The following is a 16,885-nucleotide window of genomic DNA, read 5'->3' as shown; positions in this document are numbered from 1 at the left end:
GAGTTCTTGCAGGGCAGTGCTAGATTCCGGGTGTCGAGATGCTGCGCGGGGCCGGTGCGAATGCGCCTGTTCATTCCTCCATATGCGGTGGGTTGAGCTTCGTGGCCAGTACGGCGGCCTGGGTGCGTCGTTCGACGCCGAGCTTGGTCAACAGCCGGGAGACGTAGTTCTTCACGGTCTTCTCGGCCAGGAACATACGGCCTGCGATCTGCCGGTTGGTCAGCCCCTCACCGAGCAGTTCGAGCAGCGTTCGTTCTTGGTCGGTGAGCGTGGCCAGCGGCCCAGTCTTTGCTGCGGCTTCCTCGCGCAGTTTCGCCATGAGCGCGGCGGCGGCCCGATTGTCGAGCAGGGATTTGCCCGCGCCGACTTCGCGGATGGCGTCGATCAGTTCGAGGGTGTCGATGTCCTTGACCACGTAGCCGCTGGCACCGGCCAGGATGGCGTCGAGCATGGCCTGTTCGTCGGTGAACGAGGTGAGGATCAGGCAGCGGAGTTCGGGATGGTGGTTCAGCAGTTCGCGGCATAGTTCGATGCCGTTGCCATCGGGCAGGCGCACGTCGAGGACCACGACGTCGGGGCGCAGGGCCGGGATGCGCGCCATCGCATGCGATACGGTGCCCGCCTCACCGATGACTTCGAGGTCGGGCTCGGCGCTGATCAGGTCGGCCACACCCCGACGCACGATCTGGTGGTCGTCCACCAGGAACACTCTGGTCATTGCGCTGTGTCTCCGCGGAGCATGCATTCAGCGTAGGGCGGTGTTCGTGATCGCGGGTCGGAGTTCGACCCTTGATTGGTGACCGAAGCCCCTTGCCTTTCAGTGTGAATAATGTTGTGCCACGCGCAAAGTGCTACGGCGGTGGTGTCGGCGAGCATCAGACCGGTGTCCACGGGTAGCGCCTGCGGCCAGACCGCTGCGATGGCGGACATGTCGGCGGCGATCTGGGGGGTCGCGTCGGAATCGCCGTCGCCGCGCAGACGGATGCGGCGCTCCGCCACCGAGGGCGGGCAGTGGCACCGCAGTTGCAGCAGGTCGGCGTTCGCCTCGGCCGCGAGTGTGGCGGCGCGCTGCCGCTCGTCAGCGTCGATCCAGCTGGCGTCCAGGATCACCGAGTGGCCGAGTGCCAGCAGCTTTTGCGCCCTGCTACGCAGTTCGGTGTAGACACGAGCTTTACCTGCAGCGGAATACGTTCCGGCGCCGAAGGTTCCGATCGAGCCGGTGACCTCGCCGGTACCCCGCAACTGCTTGCGCACATGATCACTGGAGAGCAGGACCGCTCCCGTGCTCGCAGAAAGCTCCACGGCAACGGTCGATTTCCCGGTGCCGGGCGATCCGCCGACCAGCACCAGACGAACCGCGGCCCGCTCGAGATGGCGCAGTGCGAGCCACAGGTGCCGGTGCATACGATCGCGGGCCGTGGACTCGCCCTGGCCGAATCGGATGATGTCCACCTTCGCTCGCACGAGCGCCCGGTAGGCAACGTAGTGGTCACGCAACGAGGCGGGCGCCGGATCCTCAGTGATCCGCTGGTAGTCGTCGAGCAGCCGCTCGCCCAGTTCGGTATGCCCGCGGAACTCCAAATCCATGGCCAGGAACGCGAGGTCGTCGAGGCGGTCGACGTAACGCAGCCGGTCGTCGAAGTCCAGGCAATCCAGGATGCGGAAGCCGTCGGCCAGTTCGAAGATGTCCTCGGCCTGCAGGTCGCCGTGCCCGTCCACGATGTGCCCGTCGGCGATCCTGTTGTTCAGCAACGGTTCTCGGCCGTCGATGTAGCGCATCGCGAGCCGGTCGATCCGGTCGAGGAGATCCGGATCGGCGACGTCGGCCCGCTGTTCGGCAAGACTGCCCAGCAGCACCTGCCACCGATGGCGCAGTGCGTCCGCGGTGCCCTCCGCGTCGATCTCTGGTCCGCGACGGGCCCTGTCGTGGAAGCTTGCCAGCATCTGTGCCAGCGCCGACAGCTCCGCTGTGCTCTTAGCCTGGTCGGCCAGGATGTTGGACAAACGGCCGTCTTCGGGCATGCGGCGCATGACCAGCAGCGGCTCGGCGGGGGAGCCGCTGGGGTCGCTGAGATGGGCCAGGCCGAGATATACGTCCGGAGCCAGGCGGCGATTCAATTCGAGTTCCCTGGCACAGGCGTGCTCGCGCAGTTGCGGCGTGCTGAAATCGAGGAAGTCGGTTCGGACCGCCTTCTTTACCTTGTAGGCCCGGTCCCCGTACAGAACAACCAGTCCGGTATGGGTTTCCCGTAGCTCGGCGGGTGCGGCGAATCCGGGCATGGCGCAAACCCTTTCGGTGTGCTCACTGGTGGTGCTTCAAGGATTTCGTATCGGCCCCGGCTAGGTGATGTCCGAAGGTCACCGAGGTGAAGGGACTTTCGCATCTGTCACACCAGGTCGGCTCGCGGCTTCAAAAGTCATACGAGAAGGTGTCGTCCTGCCCGGGTGCGCGCAGTCTTGCGCATTCTGGGCCGTCAGAGCTGGATGCCGACTCGCGCGATACTGTTCTGGCGGTAGGCCGTCACAGTGAAGTCCGTGTCGGCGACCAGCCGCATCATCCTGGTATTCGCCGGAATCAACTCGGCGACGAATCGTTCGATACCGCGCTCACGCGCGAGGTGAACCAGGCAGCGCAACAGTTCGAGGCCGAAAGCGCCGGTCCGATCGTCCCGATCAGAATCGATGACTATCGCGAGTTCGGCCGTCTTGGTCGTGCCGAGCACGACGAAGTTACCGAGGCCGACGATCCGGTCGTCGGCGAAAGCGCCGAGCACACAGTGCGCCGGATCCCGCACGGCGAGGGCGCGAGCGACGTTGGGCAACTCCGTCGGACGCGGCACGAGATTTCGGAAGAGGCCGTCCTGATCGGGCCTCCCAGCGTGCAGAGCCGCGACAGCGGCGGCATCGGCTGGGTCGAGCGGACGGATGGTGATGGTTTCGGTCGAAGTGATCATGCCGTGGACTCCCAGCCACCGAGATCGAGATTGTGTCTCGAGCAGAGCATCTCTGAACGGGGTCGGATCGGGATGGGCCGAGGATCCCCAATCGAAGGACTGAACAGCACAGATGAGCGCGGACCGGGCTCGATCCGGTGCCGGATTATCTTGCCATTACGCGGTTCGGGTGACCATGACAGGGCAATGGGCGTGCTGCACGAGGAAATTGGAGGTTGAGCCGAGCAAAAAGTCGGTGAAGCCGCCCCGGCCGCGGCTGCCGACCACGATCAGTTGCGCCGACTTCGACCACTCCGTCAGCCGATCTACCGGCCCGGTCCGGTATACCTTGCGGGTGACGGGAACATCGGGGTACTTCTCCGTCCATCCGGCGAGTCGTTCGGCCAGTACCGCGTCCTCGACGGTTTCCACGGCGGGGCCGAAGCGCCCGGATTCGGCATGACCGGCGAATTCGCCGAAATGCCATTCGCTCCAGGAATGCAGGGCGATCAGATCGGTCTTGCGGTCAGATGCTTCGGCGAACGCGGCCGCGATGGCGGCCTCGCCGACGGGGCTGCCGTCGATCCCGACGACGATGGGTCCATCGTGGCGGATCTGGTCTCCAGTATCGGTGGGGCGGGCCACGACGATGCTGCCGTGCCCGTGGCTGGTGACCGCGAGCAGTGTGGAACCCAAGTGAGCGATGGTTCCGGCGTTGCCGGTGGCGCCGAGGACGACGAAGTGTGCGGTCTTCGATAGATGTGTCAGCAGACGGGCCGGGCTCGCGTCGGATACCTCGGTGGCGATGTCCACCTCGGGTGCGACTTCATGGGCGAGCCCGCGCGCCGCGGCGACGATTTTCGTGCCGCGCGTGCGGACGGTCTCGACCACAGAGGTGGGGACCACGTGGTAGCCGCCGAGCAGCGATTGGGTCGCGACGAGATCGAGGCCGTGCACGATGAGCAGTCGGCGGCCGCGCCGGCCGGCGACCTCGGCGGCCCAGCGGACGGCGAGGTCGCTTCCGTCGGACCCGTCGACGCCGACGACAACCGGTGCCGAGGCCACCTGGTGTGGATAATCGCGTTGCTGCGCGCTCATGGGAAGTCCTTCGATCTGAGCTGAGTCGGATACCCGAACGGTATAAGTTCCAGACGGATCCAACTGCGGGCGATGGTCCCTGATCCGCAGGCCGAAGGACGCTTCGGCGGCCCCTACCGCCACTGGCTCGAACCCACACGAGAAGTACCCAAGGCCCCCCGAGAGCGTCGGTGGCCCGACTGACGGTGGGCTGCGTACCGGCCCCGCCGGGAGCGTGAACGGGTGACAGGTCGGCACCGATCGGTCGCGATCGATCGGTGATATACCGCGAAGGAACGCAAAGCGCGTCGAGCGGCGCAAGTCGGCGGTTCAGGTCCGCTTGATCACCAGTGCCGAAATTCAGCGTTGTGATCGGGGAAGAAGAGGTCACCGGGCCATCGAGCTGTGGCCTTTGGCCTCTTTGGCGTCATCGTCGGCGCATGCGACGGTAGCGGCACAGATGTTGGCGTCGAGGACAAGGAACAGCAATGGCTAGTAGGCATCCTGATGCCGACAGCGTGCGGGCCGCGTTGGCGCTGGCCTTGCGTGCGCCGTCGGTGCACAATACCCAGCCGTGGCAGTGGCGCGTCGGCGACACCACGGTGCACTTGTACGCCGACGACAGCCGTCGGCTGCCGCAGACCGATCCGGATCGGCGCGATCTGATGATCAGTTGCGGGGCGGCGCTGCATCACTTCCGGGTGGCGGCACGCTCGTTCGGGTGGGACACCGTCGTGCATCGATTTCCGAATCCCGCCCAGCCCGACCATCTTGCGGCCATCGAGTTCGCTCCGGTGACACCGGACGCCGACATGGTCACGGCAGCCCGCGCGATCAGCCAGCGCCGTACCGACCGGCGGCGGGTCACATCGTGGGAGGTACCACATATCGCCACGATCATCGCGGCGGGCGTCGCCGAGGGGGTGCTGGTCAGTGAGATTCCCGGTGGCTCGACCCGCATCGGACTGGTGCGGGCCTTCAAGGATGCCTCGCGTCAGCATCACGTGGACAGCGGATATCAGTCCGAGCTGGCCGAGTGGAGCGGACGTCATGCGGCTGAGGAAGGGGTGCCCGCGCGCAATGCCGTGGTCGCCGCCGATCCGCTGACTCGCGAGTTCCGCAGCCCCGGACTGACCGAGGCGGTGATCCAGGATCTCGACGACGGCGGCGTCTTGCTGCTGGTGCACACCGCGTCCGATGATCCGCTGTCCCGATTGCGCGCCGGGGAAGCCACCAGCGCGGTGCTGCTGGCCGCGACGGGCTTCGGATTGGCGACCTGTCCGCTCACCGAACCGCTGGAACTGCCGGGTACTCGTGATCTCGTGCGTGCGGATGTGCTATCCGACAGCGGATTCCCACAGGTCATTATCCGGATCGGCTGGGCGGCCACCGGCGCCGAGCCGGTTCCGATTACCCCGCGCCGCGCACTGGCCGACGTGGTTCGCCCCTTGTGACTTCCCGAGACCCGGTGCAGTAACGCCCGAATTCGGGTCAGTTGGCTGCGCGCCCAGGGCATCGCGACGGTGGCCGCTTATCTGCTGCTGCTCGCACGTGTGCTGCTGCTGGCTGGTTCACGGCGGCTGTCGCTTAGTCCAGAGTCGGCGACGGCGTCGATGACCCGGCACCGCTGCCTTCCAGGCGCCGGGCCGCGGCCAGGCGATGGTGTTTGCGACGCGTGTGCCGCATTGTTTGCGGCACTGCAGTACGGAACTCGCCTCGTTCGTGCGGTGGATTCTCGCTGAGGCAGAGGATCTCCCCGCCATGTCTGGTGGGAGCGAGCGAGCAACTGCGGGCAGTGCAGCAACCGGAACAAAGGACTTTTGGCCGCCGGGCGGTCGGCATTGTCCTCTCGCTGCCGGACCCGGCCGCCGCGCACAGTCGAGGCATGGACTTTGTACGTGACATTGCCGCTATCGGACTGGCCGACGAGGTCGAGGCGGGCGGAAAAGGCGCCAATCTGGGCGAGCTGACCGCTGCGCGGCTGCCCGTGCCCGCAGCGTTCGTTGTGCTGCGCTCGGGCTATCTGGAAGCAATGCGCCGCAGCGGGGTGGCCGATGATCTGGCCGCGGAGCATCGTGCCGCGCTGGGTGCCGTCGGTGACCAGGTCGAACTCGCCCAGCACTGTGATCGGCTGCGGGCGCTGGTGGCCAAGGCGGGCATGCCCGAGGACCTCGAAGAACAGATTGTGCGCGCCTACGACGGACTCGGCGGCGAGGCGGGGCCCGCGCTGGTCGCGGTTCGTTCCTCCGCCACTGGGGAGGACAGCGCTTCCGCTTCGTTCGCCGGGATGAATGTGACAGCGACAAACGTGAGCGGCGCCGCGGATGTGGTCGAGGCGGTGCGCTCCTGCTGGGCGTCGCTGTTCAGCCCGCGTGCCGAAACCTATCGCGCTGAACGGAACTTCACCGGTGAACCGGCCATGGCCGTTGTGGTGCAGGTGATGGTCGCGGCCGAACGCAGCGGGGTGGCGTTCACCGCCGATCCTGGGACCGGAGACCAGAGCCGGATCGTGATCGAGGCGGCACGCGGGCAGGGCGAGGTCGTCGTCTCCGGAGCCGTAGAACCCGACCACTACGTTCTCGCTAAGGAGGATCTGCGAATTCTGGAGTCGCACACCGGAAAACAGGGCTTCGCGATCGTCCGCGGCATGGACGGAACTGGCGACCGGACCATCGAGGTCGATGCGGACAATCAGGCTCGGGTACTCGATGATGAGCAAGTTCGCGGGATCGCCCGGCTCGCCATGGCAGCCGAAAAACACTACGGCGCACCACAAGATGCGGAGTGGGCGATCGAGGGCGACCGGATGTGGCTGGTCCAGGCCCGCCCGATCACCACCCTCGGTACGATGCAAGCGCCGCGCGCCGACAGTGGCGACGGAGCGGCGCTGGTGACCGGGTTGGCCGCCGCACCGGGTGTGGCCAGTGGCGCCGTTCGGGTACTCGCCGGACCATCCGAGGGACATCTGCTGCACGAGGGAGAGATCCTGGTCGCCGAGATGACGACGCCGGACTGGGTGCCGACCATCCGCAAGGCCGCGGCACTGGTTACCGACAGCGGCGGCGTCACCTGTCACGCCGCCATTGTCTCCCGGGAACTGGGCGTGCCATGCGTAGTCGGTGCCCGCACAGCGACAAAGGATCTCGTGGACGGGCAGATCGTCACGGTCGACGGTGGCAGGGGCCGGGTCGTCGCGGGCGCGGTCACCCGCCCGGTCCGTGCCGTCGAGGTGGCGGCCGCGCCTCCTGCCGCGGTCACCACCGCCACCAAGATCTACGTCAATCTCGCGATGCCCGATATCGCGGAAGCCGTTGCGGCACAGGACGTGGACGGCGTTGGGCTGCTTCGCGCCGAGTTCCTGCTGATCAGCGCGCTCGGCGGGCGGCACCCGCACGACCTGATCGCCCGCGGTGAGCAGGAAGCCTTCGTCACCCGGATGGCGGACTCGCTCGGCGGGATCGCTCGCGCCTTCGCGCCCCGCCCGGTGATCTATCGCGCAACCGACTTGCGCAGCAATGAATTCCGCGGGCTGACCGGTGGCGAACAGTACGAGCCGGTGGAGGACAATCCGATGATCGGATATCGGGGCTGCTTCCGCTACATCCGCGAGCCGCAGATGTTCGCGCTCGAGCTGGCCGGGCTGGCCCGGGTGCGCGAGCAGAACCCGAACGTGCACTTGATGATTCCGTTCGTGCGCACCCGCTGGGAACTGGAGGCATGCCTCGAGCTCGTCGACGCCAGCCCGCTCGGACGGGCCCGCGGCCTGCATCGCTGGGTAATGGCCGAGGTCCCCTCGGTCGTGCACTGGCTACCGGAATATATCGGCCTCGGCATCGACGGTGTCTCTATCGGCAGCAACGACCTCACTCAGCTCGTCCTCGGTGTGGACCGTGATTCGCAGTTGTGTGCGGAGGTTTTCGACGAGGCCGATCCGGCTGTGCTGGCGGCGATCGAACAGATCGTGCAGACCGCCCGTGCCCACGGCATCACCTGCTCGCTGTGCGGCCAAGCGCCCTCCACCCGTCCCGACTTCGCCGAACACCTTGTCCGCATGGGCATCACCTCCATCTCGGTCAACCCGGACGCGATCGACACGGTCCGCCGCACCGTGGCCGCCGCGGAACGCCGAGTGCTGTTGGACGCCGCCCTGAACGCACGGCGGTGATGTGCGAGTGCGCATAAGAGAAGACTCCCGGCTCTCTGGCTGGAAGTTCCGGGGGTCTTCCCGCACTACCGGGACGCGGCCGCTCAGCTCTGCGCGCGGGCGATGATGAGTGGGCAGTCGGTGGCGTGCAGGATAGCTTGGCTGACCGAGCCGAGGGTCATGCCCGCGAAGCCGCCGCGGCCGTGGCTGCCCACGACGATCAGTTGGGCCTTTTCGGATTCGTCGAGTAGGCGTCTGGTCGGTCGGTCCTCGACGACCACGCGCTGTACTTCGAGATCCGGATATTTCTGCGCGTAGCCGGCCAGGCTCTCCGACAGCAGTTCTTCGGCCTCTTTCTGCATGTCGGCGCGAGAGATGTAGCGGTTGAATTCGGACCAGGTGAGTACCGCGCGCACGGCGACATCACGATGGGCGGCCTCGTCGAAGGCGACTTCGATGGCGTGGACGCTGGTGGGGGAGCCGTCGACACCGTAGTCGATCTCACGGAAAGCGATGTTCGGTCCGAAGTCGACCGGGGCGGCGATGCCGTACACGATGTGCAGAGGTGCGCGGTGGTGGACGGCGTCGACGGCGGCCCAGCGGGTGGCCGCCGCCGCGGTTTCGGAGCCGTCGATGCCGACCACGACGGGAGGGTTGATGGCGTTGGCAGACATGTGATGTCGCTACCTTCCTGTCGGAGCGGGGCTTACTCCGGGTGGACGACCATGACCGGGCACTGCGCGGTCTGCACCAGTGCGTTGCTGGTTGAGCCGAGCAGCAGCCCGCGGAATCCGCCCCGGCCCCGGCCGCCGACCACGAGAAGTTGAGCGGACTTCGACCAGTCGAGCAGCGGTCGGCGAGGCCCGGATAGGTACACCTTCCGGATGACATGGATGTCCGGATATTTCGCGTGCCACGTCGTCAGCTGTCCGGCAAGGAGCGCCTGTCCCGCGGTCTCGATGTCGCGGTCGGAGCGGATGCTGGGGAATGGGGTGAAGATGTCGAGGTACAGCTCGCCGCAGGCATGGACCGCGACGAGTTGGCTTTCACGCTCGTCCGCCTCGGCGAACGCGACCGCGATCGCGGCCTCGCTGACCGGGCTCCCGTCCACGCCGACGACGACGGGACCGGCGTCGCGGGTCTGCTGTTCGGTACCGGTGTCGCGGACTACCACGATGGTGCCGTGGCCGTGGTTGGTCACCGCGAGCAGGGTGGAGCCGAGGTGGGTGAGCGTACCAGCGGTGCCCGCCGCGCCGATCGCGACAAGATGCGCGGCTTCGGATCGGTGGATCAACAGCTGGGCCGGATTTGCCTGGGAGACTTCGGTTTCCACGGCCAGGGTGGAATCGACCCGATGGGCCAGGCGCTGGGCCATCAGCACGTAGTCTTGGCCGCGTCCGCGGATCTTCCCGAGCACACCGGGTAGCGCACTGAACGCCGCGCCGATCGAGGAGAGATCGAGGCCGTGCACGATGCGTAGTCGGCGTTGCCGGCGTGAGGCCGTTTCGGCGGCCCAGCGGACGGCGAGGTCGGAGGCTTCGGAACCGTCGACGCCGACGACTACTTCGGCCGAGGTCAGCCGGTGCGGATCATCGTTGTTCGGGGTGGCCATGAGCGCGGTGTCCCTTCGCTTCCGATGATCCGGTTACCCATACATTAGGAATCCGCACTGGCCGGGCACGGCTGTCGTTGGTCCCCAACCACAGGGCCTAAAGACAATTCATGCCATCGTGGACGGCAAGCAGCGCAGGGGCGCTCAGGGTAGGGGCGCCGACCAGCTCAACACCATGCCCCCGCCCTCGCCCCGCGCAATGCTGAAACTGCTGCCCGATCGCTCGGCCCGCGACAGATCTGCGCGACGATCTGGATGCGGCCGGGCTGACCGCGAAGATCGGCGTGGACTACCTGTACCCGACCTTGCCGGCTGCGATTCCGCCTACCAGGCGGCCGAGAAAGCGAGGTCGGTGGACCCTGGGGAGCGATGACCTTCTTCTCTGCTCGCGTACGCGCCAACGCGCGATGCTCGAGTCAGGACAAATGCCACCGGAAGAAGGTGACTGGTGTTGTCGGAGGACTCGGTGTTCCCCGTCCGTGGCGCGTGGTCACCGCTGCTGCGGGTGTGGTGGTTGCGACCGTGGCGTCCGAATCCCCTGCTGCGGCCGTTGGATCGGATCGAGGCCGTGCTGCGGATCATAGTCGTCGTCGCGGTGCTCGTCGCGATTCCGGTTGCCGGAACGCTTGGGACGACGGCCTATACCGGCGCCGCCGCTCGGATCCGTACCGAGAACGCGGCGAAGTCCGCTGTCAGCGCGGTGATCACGGAGGAACCCCAGCGGATGTCTTCACATCTGCTCGAGGCACGGGTGCAGTGGCTCCGGGATGGCCGACCCGGTACCGCGACGGTGCGGGTGCGTGGCAGTGCCGCGATCGGTGATCACCTGACGGTGTGGCTGGGACCCGATGGCGCTCCGACGGGCCCACCACAGCCGTCCAATGTCGCCGCGATGACCGGCATCGGCGTCGGTGTCGTGGTGCTGAACGGCACCTGGGTGGTCGCATGGCTGCTGCTACAGGGCACCGTATGGCTGCTCGAGCGTCGCCGTCAGATGCAGTGGGACCAGCAGTGGCGAAATCTCAACCGCCCGATAACAGAGGACAGGCAATGAGGGGAACGACCATGGGCAATTCCACAGTGCCGGAGATAATTGTGGCGGTCGACGGCTCGGCCAGTTCATATCAGGCGGTCGCCTGGGCGGCGGTCGATGCCGCGCTGCACCACTGCCCGCTGCGCCTTCTCACCTCGGTGGCGGTCCCCGACTTCGGCCCCGACCGGACCTTGAACGAGACGGACATCGACTGGTTGCGCCGCGACGGTGAGCGGATCCTCACCGAAGCGACCCGCGTGGCGCACCAGGCCGCCCCAGGCGAGGAGCTGGACTTGGCCACCGAGGTGATCTTCGCATCGATCATCCCGACCCTGATCCTGCACTCGGCGCAGGCCAGGATGCTGGTAGTCGGCAGCCGCGGGATCGGCGCGCTCCACCGCGGACTGCTCGGCTCGGTCAGCACTGCGGTCACCCACCACGCGCATTGCCCGGTCGCCGTTATCCACGGGAATTCGGCCATCGATCCGGTGTCGGCGAGTAAACCCGTCCTGGTCGGTGTCGACGGGTCATCCAATAGCGTGCCCGCCATCGAGCTCGCGTTCGAGGAGGCATCGCGCCGCAAGGTCGGACTGACGGCGCTACATACCTGGAGCGATGCCAGCGGCATCGATCTGCCGCATTCCGGCTGGGAGGCCGCGCGTGAGTCCGAGCAAGAGCTGCTGGCCAAGAATATGGGCGGCTATCGCGACCGGTACCCGGACGTGTCCGTGCTACGCATCCTGAAGCTGGACAGGCCGGTTCGAGCGCTGCTCGAAGAGTCGGCAAATGCCCAACTGCTAGTCGTCGGCAGCCACGGCCGCGGCGGATTCGCAAGCATGGTCCTCGGCTCCACCAGCAACGCCCTGCTACACACAGTCGATTGCCCGATGATCGTGGTACGCAAGGGGTGACGGTCACCTGCCGCCTGCAGCAGTTTGGGGGCCTATATGCGGACTCGGGCTGGGTAAGACGGCTTTGGGTCCGTGCCCGGCTGCCGCAGCGGCTCAGGGGTGGCCGTCGCGTGTGGCAGCCCGAGCGACGAGGCGATCAAGGTGGTCCAGGCGAGAATGGCGGCCCAGTCGCGCAGATCGCCGGACCGCTGATCTGCCGCCGTCGACTAGGCACGGTCATCGCGAACATGCTGCGCCGGTCGCTCGTCACAGACCGGACGGGTACATCTCGGGGGTCGTGCCCGTGACCGGCGTTGTGCGCGCGCAGCCAGATGGCGAATTCACGGGCCTCGGTGTTGCGCCACATCCAGGTCGGGAATCGTTCGAATCCGCGCAGCGCCTGTTCGGCGCTGGGGTCGTTGCCACGCCCGTGCACGTACTGGTTCACCCCGGTAGGTATCGGGCCAGTCCGCCTCGGTGGCGACCGCGGTGAAGCCCTTCTCCTCGGTCAGCCAGCGGGTGATCGCCGCGCGGGCCCGGTAGAACTCGTGTGTGCCCTGCGAACTTTCGCCGATCAGCACGAACCGGGCCTTGCCGATGAGTTCCTCGAGCACACGAGTGTGTGGGAGGCCGTCGGGTACGTCGATGGCGGCGCCGATGCTCGCCGCGGTGTCGACGAGCGGGACGGCGACGCCGGGGGTCGAGAAGCCGAGCAGAGTACGCACCTGCTCGTCGTTGACCTGGGTGAAGTCCCAGAACCATTCGCCGACCGCGCGGAACGGCGAAGGCATTGTCGCGCAAACCATTTCGTCGATCGAGGCACCGAGTTCCCGGCAGGTCGACTCCGGTGCGGCGGGACCGCGACAACGATCCGCTTCGGCTCGCCCACCCAGATCGCCTCGATGGCCGCGAACATGCTCGCGCCGTTGGCCAATCCGTTGTCCACCCAGGATCACCGTCCACCCGGCCACCTCGATCGAGTCTCGATCGGCGCGATAGGCGGCCTCACGCCGGCACGGGCCACCATCCAAGGGCCGAAGGTTGGGAGGTCGCGTCGGGACAGGCGTTTACCGCTGTCCGCTTTCCGCAGGCCCCGGTCAACGAACTGATCTCGGCGCAGACCGATGGACCGATCGGTTCCCCGGAGCACAAGGTGACGGCTGTGGCCGTGCGCCGCGTAGCGAGCGGGGCCGAACGTCCTCGGTGAGCAGGTCCTCGGGCTCTGGGGAAGGGACCCATGCCAGCGGATAGTCGAGATAACCGGCGTCTCGCCGCCTGCGCGAAGGAAGGTACCCCCGATGATTCGGATGGATGGGCTGACGAAATATTACGGCCGCAAACCCGCGCTGGTCGACGTGACGCTGCGGATCCCGGCCGGGGTCGTTTTCGGCTACCTGGGACCCAACGGCGCGGGCAAGACGACCACGATTCGGATCCTTGTCGGACTCATGCGCCCGACTCGCGGTACAGCATGGGTACAGGGAGCGGACACGGTCCGAGAACGCGAGGCCGCCCAGCACTGCATCGGGTACCTGCCCGGGCAATTCGTCGCCTACCACAATCTGACCGCACAGCAGTACCTCGAGTACCTAGCAAACCTGCGCGGCGACGTCGATCCCGCGGTGCGTGAGGCGCTGGTCAAGCGGCTGGACCTGGACCCGACGGACCGCATCGGCGCGATGTCGCACGGCAACCGGCAGAAGGTCGGCATCGTGCAGGCGTTCATGTCCGAGCCGGATGTGCTGGTGCTCGATGAGCCGACGCAGGGGTTGGATCCCTTGGTACAGCGCGAATTTCTCGCGATGGTGCGCGAAGCCCGCGACGCCGGACGCACGGTCTTCCTGTCCTCCCATGTGCTCTCGGAGGTGCAGGCCGTCGCCGACACCGTCGCCATCCTGCGGAAGGGACGAGTGATCGCCGAGCACTCGGTGGCCGAGCTGACCAATCAGGCACGCCACCGCATCGACCTCACCTTCGCCGGCGAGCCCCCGGACTTGGGCGTGCTGCGCCGAATCGATGGCGTGCGGCGGGTCGAGCAAAGCGCCGTCGCCGTGCACGTCGACGTGGACGGTTCGACCGCCGAACTGCTCAAAGCCGTCGCACCCTACGACGTGGTCGACATTGTCAGCCATGAACCGGATCTCGAAGAGGTCTTCCTCGCCTACTATGGACAGGAGTGAAAGACCATGCTGCGCAACGTCTATCAGAAGAGTCTGCGTGATCAGCGGCGTGGGCTGATCGGCTGGAGCATCGGGATCGTCGCGCTCGTGCTGATGGAAAGCGCGTTGTGGCCGTCGATCTCGGAAATGGCCGGCATGCGCGAGTTTCTACAGAACTATCCCGAGCCGCTGCGCAAGCTGTTCAATCTGGACACCTTCGGCACCGGGACCGGCTTCCTGAACGCGGAACTGTTCAGTATGTTGCTGCCGATCCTATTCCTGGTCTTCGCGATCAGCCGTGGCGCGCGGGCGATCGCGGGCGAAGAGGAACTCGGCACACTCGAGGTGCTCTTGGTGACCAGGGTCTCGCCCGTGCGCTTGGCGCTCGAACAGGCGGCCGTGCTCGCGACCGCCGTGTTCACGCTGGGCGCTGTGCTGTTCGGTGCGATCGTGGTGTGTTCGGCGATCTTCGGCTTGGACATCGCAATCGGCGCCGCGCTGACCGGAGCATTGTCGATGGTGCTGCTCGGCATCGAATTCGGCTGGCTCGCATTGGCTGTCGGCGCTGCCACCGGTAAACGGTCTGTGGCACTTGCCGTCACGTCGGTGTTCGCGGTCGGCGCGTACGTGCTCTACGTCGCGAGCAAACTGGTCGAGGCCGTGCGGCCATGGGGACCGGCGTCGCCGTTCCATCAGGCGATCGAGGGCGGGCCACTCGGTGCCGGGCTGCCTGCGGCATATGGCTGGCTGGTGCTGGCGGGTGCGGTGGCGCTGGTGGCCGCCCTGCCGGTCTTCGACCGCCGCGACATCGCGGGAGTGTGATCCATCGCCGTGGCGGAATTCGGCCTGCCGGTTTGATTTGGGACGGGCTGCGGCTGGGGGCCGCAGCCACGGGCGCGTGCGGCAGGTGTTGTACTCGGCCTACTGGTGTTACGTCATGAGGATATCGGTGAGCGGGCGGTGCGGCTCAGTGGCGCATGGTGAGGATGTCAGCGAGGGGGCGTCGCGGCGTCGGCGGGGTCTCGGCCTCGTCGTCGGGCGCTGTGCCGATGCGGATCACGACCTGCGGCACGCCGGGATGGGGGAGCAGGCTCGCGAGGGCCTTTCTGCCGGTGGGTAATTCGGTGATATGGGTCAGTGCGCAGGTCGCCAATTTGGCGGCGGTGCACTCGAGTAGTAGGGCGGACAGCGCCTCGCCGGTGTACAGCCAGTCGGTTTGGGAATCGGTGATCGAGCTGAGCATCAGCAGTCGCGACTGGTCCTCCAGCGTGTCGCGGCGGGCCGAATGCGGCGCGGACGGGTATTTGCGTCCTACACTGACGCGGGCGGATTCGGCATCGGAGACCAGCGCGTTGCGCGGAATGCCCTCCGGACCGCTGGAATGTCCAACCCACCAACGCAATTCGGACTGGTACTCCATATCGTATCGACGCATCGCGGTGGCCTGCTTAGATGCCGCCGCGAGTCGGGAGCGGACGCTGTCGTCGAGGACGGACAGCTCCAGATCATGGAATGTCACCAGCATGCGCGCGGTGTGCACCAACTGCGGCCAGTCTCTCGGCGGCAGCATCGGCAGCCGGTCGGTGTGCCGCCGATCGATGGCGCGAGCGCGAGCGAGCACACTGTCCGGTGGGTCGGGCCACCCGCGGAAGTCGATGACCGCGAGGTAATCGGGTTGCTCCGGATCAGGCAGGCGTGTGGTGTCGGTGTGCCAACCCTGTGCGGCGAACGCGGTGCGCACATGGTGCAGCATCGCACCGCAGCTGATCACCAACTGCCTGCCGAGCGGGTCCGCCGCGCTCAGCAGCCGGTCGTTGTCGCGGCGCAGATGCAGCCGAGTGCCGTCGAACTCCCAGCGCCACGGCTGGGTGTTGTGCACCGACGGCGCCCGGCTGGCCAGCCGCATGGCCGCCAACACGGTCGGATGGTCCGGCGCGGAGGGGACTGAAGAGGGGTTGCTATCGGTCATATCGCGAGTGTCGTCCGTCGCCATATCGTTCGATATGGGATTTGCGCCCGTTCTCGAGGGCACATCGTCACCGGCCGGAACAGTGGCGTCCCGGGTGTCGGAGCCGACCTCGATACGCCGGTGGTCGAGCCCTTCTTCGTCGAGCAGCCGATCGAGCCGCCTGCCGACCTCTCTCCCGGAGGTATGCAATGCGACCGCGGAACCGCCCAGCCTGCCCACACATCGGGCGACATTGATCCCACCTCCGCCGCCGCGCACCGAGCATAGCCGCGCGCGGTTCTTGCCCTCGCTGATCAGCCGATCCACCTCGAAGGCGGCGTCCACGGTCGGATTCAGGGTGACCGTCACAATCGTCGACACGGGATGACTCCTCTACCCGGGCGTATGACTCAGCTTCGGGCACGGCGGCGGCAGTCTCACAGTGCCGAAGGACCCCCGAACGAACGCCGTTGGTCGGTCGGGCCGGATCGACCGTCGCCGTCACCTCGACCGCGGAATCATGACCTTTGCTGGTGTGGGAGGGCGAAACTAGTTCGGGTGCACGACCATGATCGGACAGTCCGCATGCTGCACGAGCCAGCTGCTGGTCGAGCCGAGGAGTAGACCGCGGAGTCCGCCACGGCCGCGGCTGCCGACCACGAGCAGCTGTGCGGACTTCGACCAGTACTCCAACTGCTCGCGTGGCCCGGCAACGGAGACCTTGCGGGTTACGGTGACGTCAGGGTATTTCTCCTGCCAACCTGCGAGACGCTCGGCCAGCAGTGCGTGTTCGGCGATCTCGAGGTCGACGATGGGGATTTCGAGATACGCATCGGCGGTCGCGGACCCATCGGTCCCCACCACCACCGCAGCCGAGGCCAACTGGTGTCGATCCGCGTCATGTCTCATTCCGCTGCCCCTTAGGTCGCGATGTTCGCGTGGGTGTGTATCGGACTGTCGAACAAAGCATCTCGCCCGACCGACTCGGCTGTGAGGTGCCGAACGTCATCGGTCGCGATGACCAAGAGCATGCGACGGTTGCGTGGTCCAGCCGCGGGACTCAGGTCTCCATGGGCACTGGAACACGGG

Annotated in this window: 13 protein-coding genes and 2 pseudogenes; 6 read left to right on the top strand and 9 right to left on the bottom strand. The window is 66.7% G+C overall.

From position 1 onward, the window contains the following. Nucleotides 1–70: 70 nt before the first annotated feature. The 4 genes from ACQP2U_RS19090 to ACQP2U_RS19075 all read right to left on the bottom strand — a co-directional run bounded on the left by ACQP2U_RS19090 (nucleotide 71) and on the right by ACQP2U_RS19075 (nucleotide 4,031). The gene (locus tag ACQP2U_RS19090; protein WP_433715886.1) at nucleotides 71–718 is read right to left on the bottom strand and encodes a response regulator transcription factor; all 648 of its coding nucleotides are present in this window, start codon (nucleotides 716–718) and stop codon (nucleotides 71–73) included. After that, a complete protein-coding gene (locus tag ACQP2U_RS19085) occupies nucleotides 715–2,280 on the bottom strand; it encodes an AAA family ATPase (RefSeq protein ID WP_433715885.1) in 1,566 nt (521 codons plus the stop codon). Before ACQP2U_RS19085 ends, ACQP2U_RS19090 begins: the two co-directional genes overlap by 4 nt. A 194-nt stretch (nucleotides 2,281–2,474) precedes the next feature. Next, nucleotides 2,475–2,954, bottom strand: coding sequence for a GNAT family N-acetyltransferase (locus ACQP2U_RS19080; RefSeq protein WP_433715884.1), 480 nt, complete (start codon nucleotides 2,952–2,954; stop codon nucleotides 2,475–2,477). A gap of 156 nt (nucleotides 2,955–3,110) precedes the next feature. Beyond that, entirely contained in the window at nucleotides 3,111–4,031 is a 921-nt protein-coding gene (locus tag ACQP2U_RS19075; protein WP_433715883.1) for a universal stress protein, read from the bottom strand. A gap of 467 nt (nucleotides 4,032–4,498) precedes the next feature. Here ACQP2U_RS19075 and ACQP2U_RS19070 point away from each other — a divergent pair, with 467 nt between their 5' ends. Then, nucleotides 4,499–5,464: an Acg family FMN-binding oxidoreductase gene (locus tag ACQP2U_RS19070; protein WP_433715882.1), complete on the top strand. Its 966-nt coding sequence runs from the start codon at nucleotides 4,499–4,501 to the stop codon at nucleotides 5,462–5,464. A gap of 431 nt (nucleotides 5,465–5,895) precedes the next feature. After that, nucleotides 5,896–8,175, top strand: a complete 2,280-nt coding sequence (ppsA, locus tag ACQP2U_RS19065) for a phosphoenolpyruvate synthase (protein ID WP_433715881.1) — start codon at nucleotides 5,896–5,898, stop codon at nucleotides 8,173–8,175. Between the two features lie 83 nt (nucleotides 8,176–8,258). Here ppsA and ACQP2U_RS19060 read toward each other — a convergent pair whose 3' ends face one another. Beyond that, a complete protein-coding gene (locus ACQP2U_RS19060; RefSeq protein WP_433715880.1) occupies nucleotides 8,259–8,828 on the bottom strand; it encodes a universal stress protein in 570 nt (189 codons plus the stop codon). Nucleotides 8,829–8,860: 32 nt separating this feature from the next. Then, entirely contained in the window at nucleotides 8,861–9,766 is a 906-nt protein-coding gene (locus tag ACQP2U_RS19055) for a universal stress protein (protein WP_433715879.1), read from the bottom strand. A gap of 448 nt (nucleotides 9,767–10,214) precedes the next feature. Here ACQP2U_RS19055 and ACQP2U_RS19050 point away from each other — a divergent pair, with 448 nt between their 5' ends. Both ACQP2U_RS19050 and ACQP2U_RS19045 read left to right on the top strand, forming a co-directional pair. Next, nucleotides 10,215–10,820, top strand: a complete 606-nt coding sequence (locus tag ACQP2U_RS19050; RefSeq protein ID WP_433715878.1) for an Rv1733c family protein — start codon at nucleotides 10,215–10,217, stop codon at nucleotides 10,818–10,820. Beyond that, nucleotides 10,817–11,710 (top strand): universal stress protein, encoded by an 894-nt coding sequence (locus tag ACQP2U_RS19045; RefSeq protein ID WP_433715877.1) that lies wholly within the window; start codon nucleotides 10,817–10,819, stop codon nucleotides 11,708–11,710. The genes ACQP2U_RS19050 and ACQP2U_RS19045 overlap by 4 nt, the downstream gene beginning before the upstream one ends. Before the next feature lie 292 nt (nucleotides 11,711–12,002). Here the strand turns inward: ACQP2U_RS19045 and ACQP2U_RS19040 are convergent. Continuing rightward, nucleotides 12,003–12,702: pseudogene (locus tag ACQP2U_RS19040) on the bottom strand (erythromycin esterase family protein); the annotation flags it as partial. 285 nt (nucleotides 12,703–12,987) lie between these two features. On the opposite strand from ACQP2U_RS19040, the gene ACQP2U_RS19035 reads away from it, so the two are divergent. After that, a complete protein-coding gene (locus tag ACQP2U_RS19035; protein ID WP_433715876.1) occupies nucleotides 12,988–13,869 on the top strand; it encodes an ABC transporter ATP-binding protein in 882 nt (293 codons plus the stop codon). Nucleotides 13,870–13,875: 6 nt separating this feature from the next. Further along, nucleotides 13,876–14,670 carry an ABC transporter permease gene (locus ACQP2U_RS19030; RefSeq protein ID WP_433715875.1) on the top strand — a complete coding sequence of 265 codons (795 nt, stop codon included), beginning with the start codon at nucleotides 13,876–13,878 and terminating at the stop codon, nucleotides 14,668–14,670. Between the two features lie 145 nt (nucleotides 14,671–14,815). Here ACQP2U_RS19030 and ACQP2U_RS19025 read toward each other — a convergent pair whose 3' ends face one another. After that, the gene (locus ACQP2U_RS19025) at nucleotides 14,816–16,177 is read right to left on the bottom strand and encodes an Acg family FMN-binding oxidoreductase (RefSeq protein ID WP_433715874.1); all 1,362 of its coding nucleotides are present in this window, start codon (nucleotides 16,175–16,177) and stop codon (nucleotides 14,816–14,818) included. A gap of 168 nt (nucleotides 16,178–16,345) precedes the next feature. Then, nucleotides 16,346–16,675, bottom strand: a pseudogene (locus ACQP2U_RS19020) (universal stress protein); the annotation flags it as partial. Nucleotides 16,676–16,885: the final 210 nt, after the last annotated feature.

This window comes from Nocardia sp. CA-084685 (genome assembly GCF_050955785.1).
In the GTDB taxonomy this organism is placed as follows: Bacteria; Actinomycetota; Actinomycetes; order Mycobacteriales; family Mycobacteriaceae; genus Nocardia.
The sequence above is the reverse complement of the archived record's forward strand: the minus strand, read 5'-3'. Positions and strand labels throughout refer to the sequence as shown.

Excerpts from the sequence above, each read along its gene's own strand:
- ACQP2U_RS19090 (WP_433715886.1), bottom strand. The coding sequence starts at position 718 with ATGACCAGAGTGTTCCTGGTGGACGACCACCAGATCGTGCGTCGGGGT.
- ACQP2U_RS19085 (WP_433715885.1), bottom strand. The coding sequence starts at position 2,280 with ATGCCCGGATTCGCCGCACCCGCCGAGCTACGGGAAACCCATACCGGA.
- ACQP2U_RS19080 (WP_433715884.1), bottom strand. The coding sequence starts at position 2,954 with ATGATCACTTCGACCGAAACCATCACCATCCGTCCGCTCGACCCAGCC.
- ACQP2U_RS19075 (WP_433715883.1), bottom strand. The coding sequence starts at position 4,031 with ATGAGCGCGCAGCAACGCGATTATCCACACCAGGTGGCCTCGGCACCG.
- ACQP2U_RS19070 (WP_433715882.1), top strand. The coding sequence starts at position 4,499 with ATGGCTAGTAGGCATCCTGATGCCGACAGCGTGCGGGCCGCGTTGGCG.
- ppsA (WP_433715881.1), top strand. The coding sequence starts at position 5,896 with ATGGACTTTGTACGTGACATTGCCGCTATCGGACTGGCCGACGAGGTC.
- ACQP2U_RS19060 (WP_433715880.1), bottom strand. The coding sequence starts at position 8,828 with ATGTCTGCCAACGCCATCAACCCTCCCGTCGTGGTCGGCATCGACGGC.
- ACQP2U_RS19055 (WP_433715879.1), bottom strand. The coding sequence starts at position 9,766 with ATGGCCACCCCGAACAACGATGATCCGCACCGGCTGACCTCGGCCGAA.
- ACQP2U_RS19045 (WP_433715877.1), top strand. The coding sequence starts at position 10,817 with ATGAGGGGAACGACCATGGGCAATTCCACAGTGCCGGAGATAATTGTG.
- ACQP2U_RS19035 (WP_433715876.1), top strand. The coding sequence starts at position 12,988 with ATGATTCGGATGGATGGGCTGACGAAATATTACGGCCGCAAACCCGCG.
- ACQP2U_RS19030 (WP_433715875.1), top strand. The coding sequence starts at position 13,876 with ATGCTGCGCAACGTCTATCAGAAGAGTCTGCGTGATCAGCGGCGTGGG.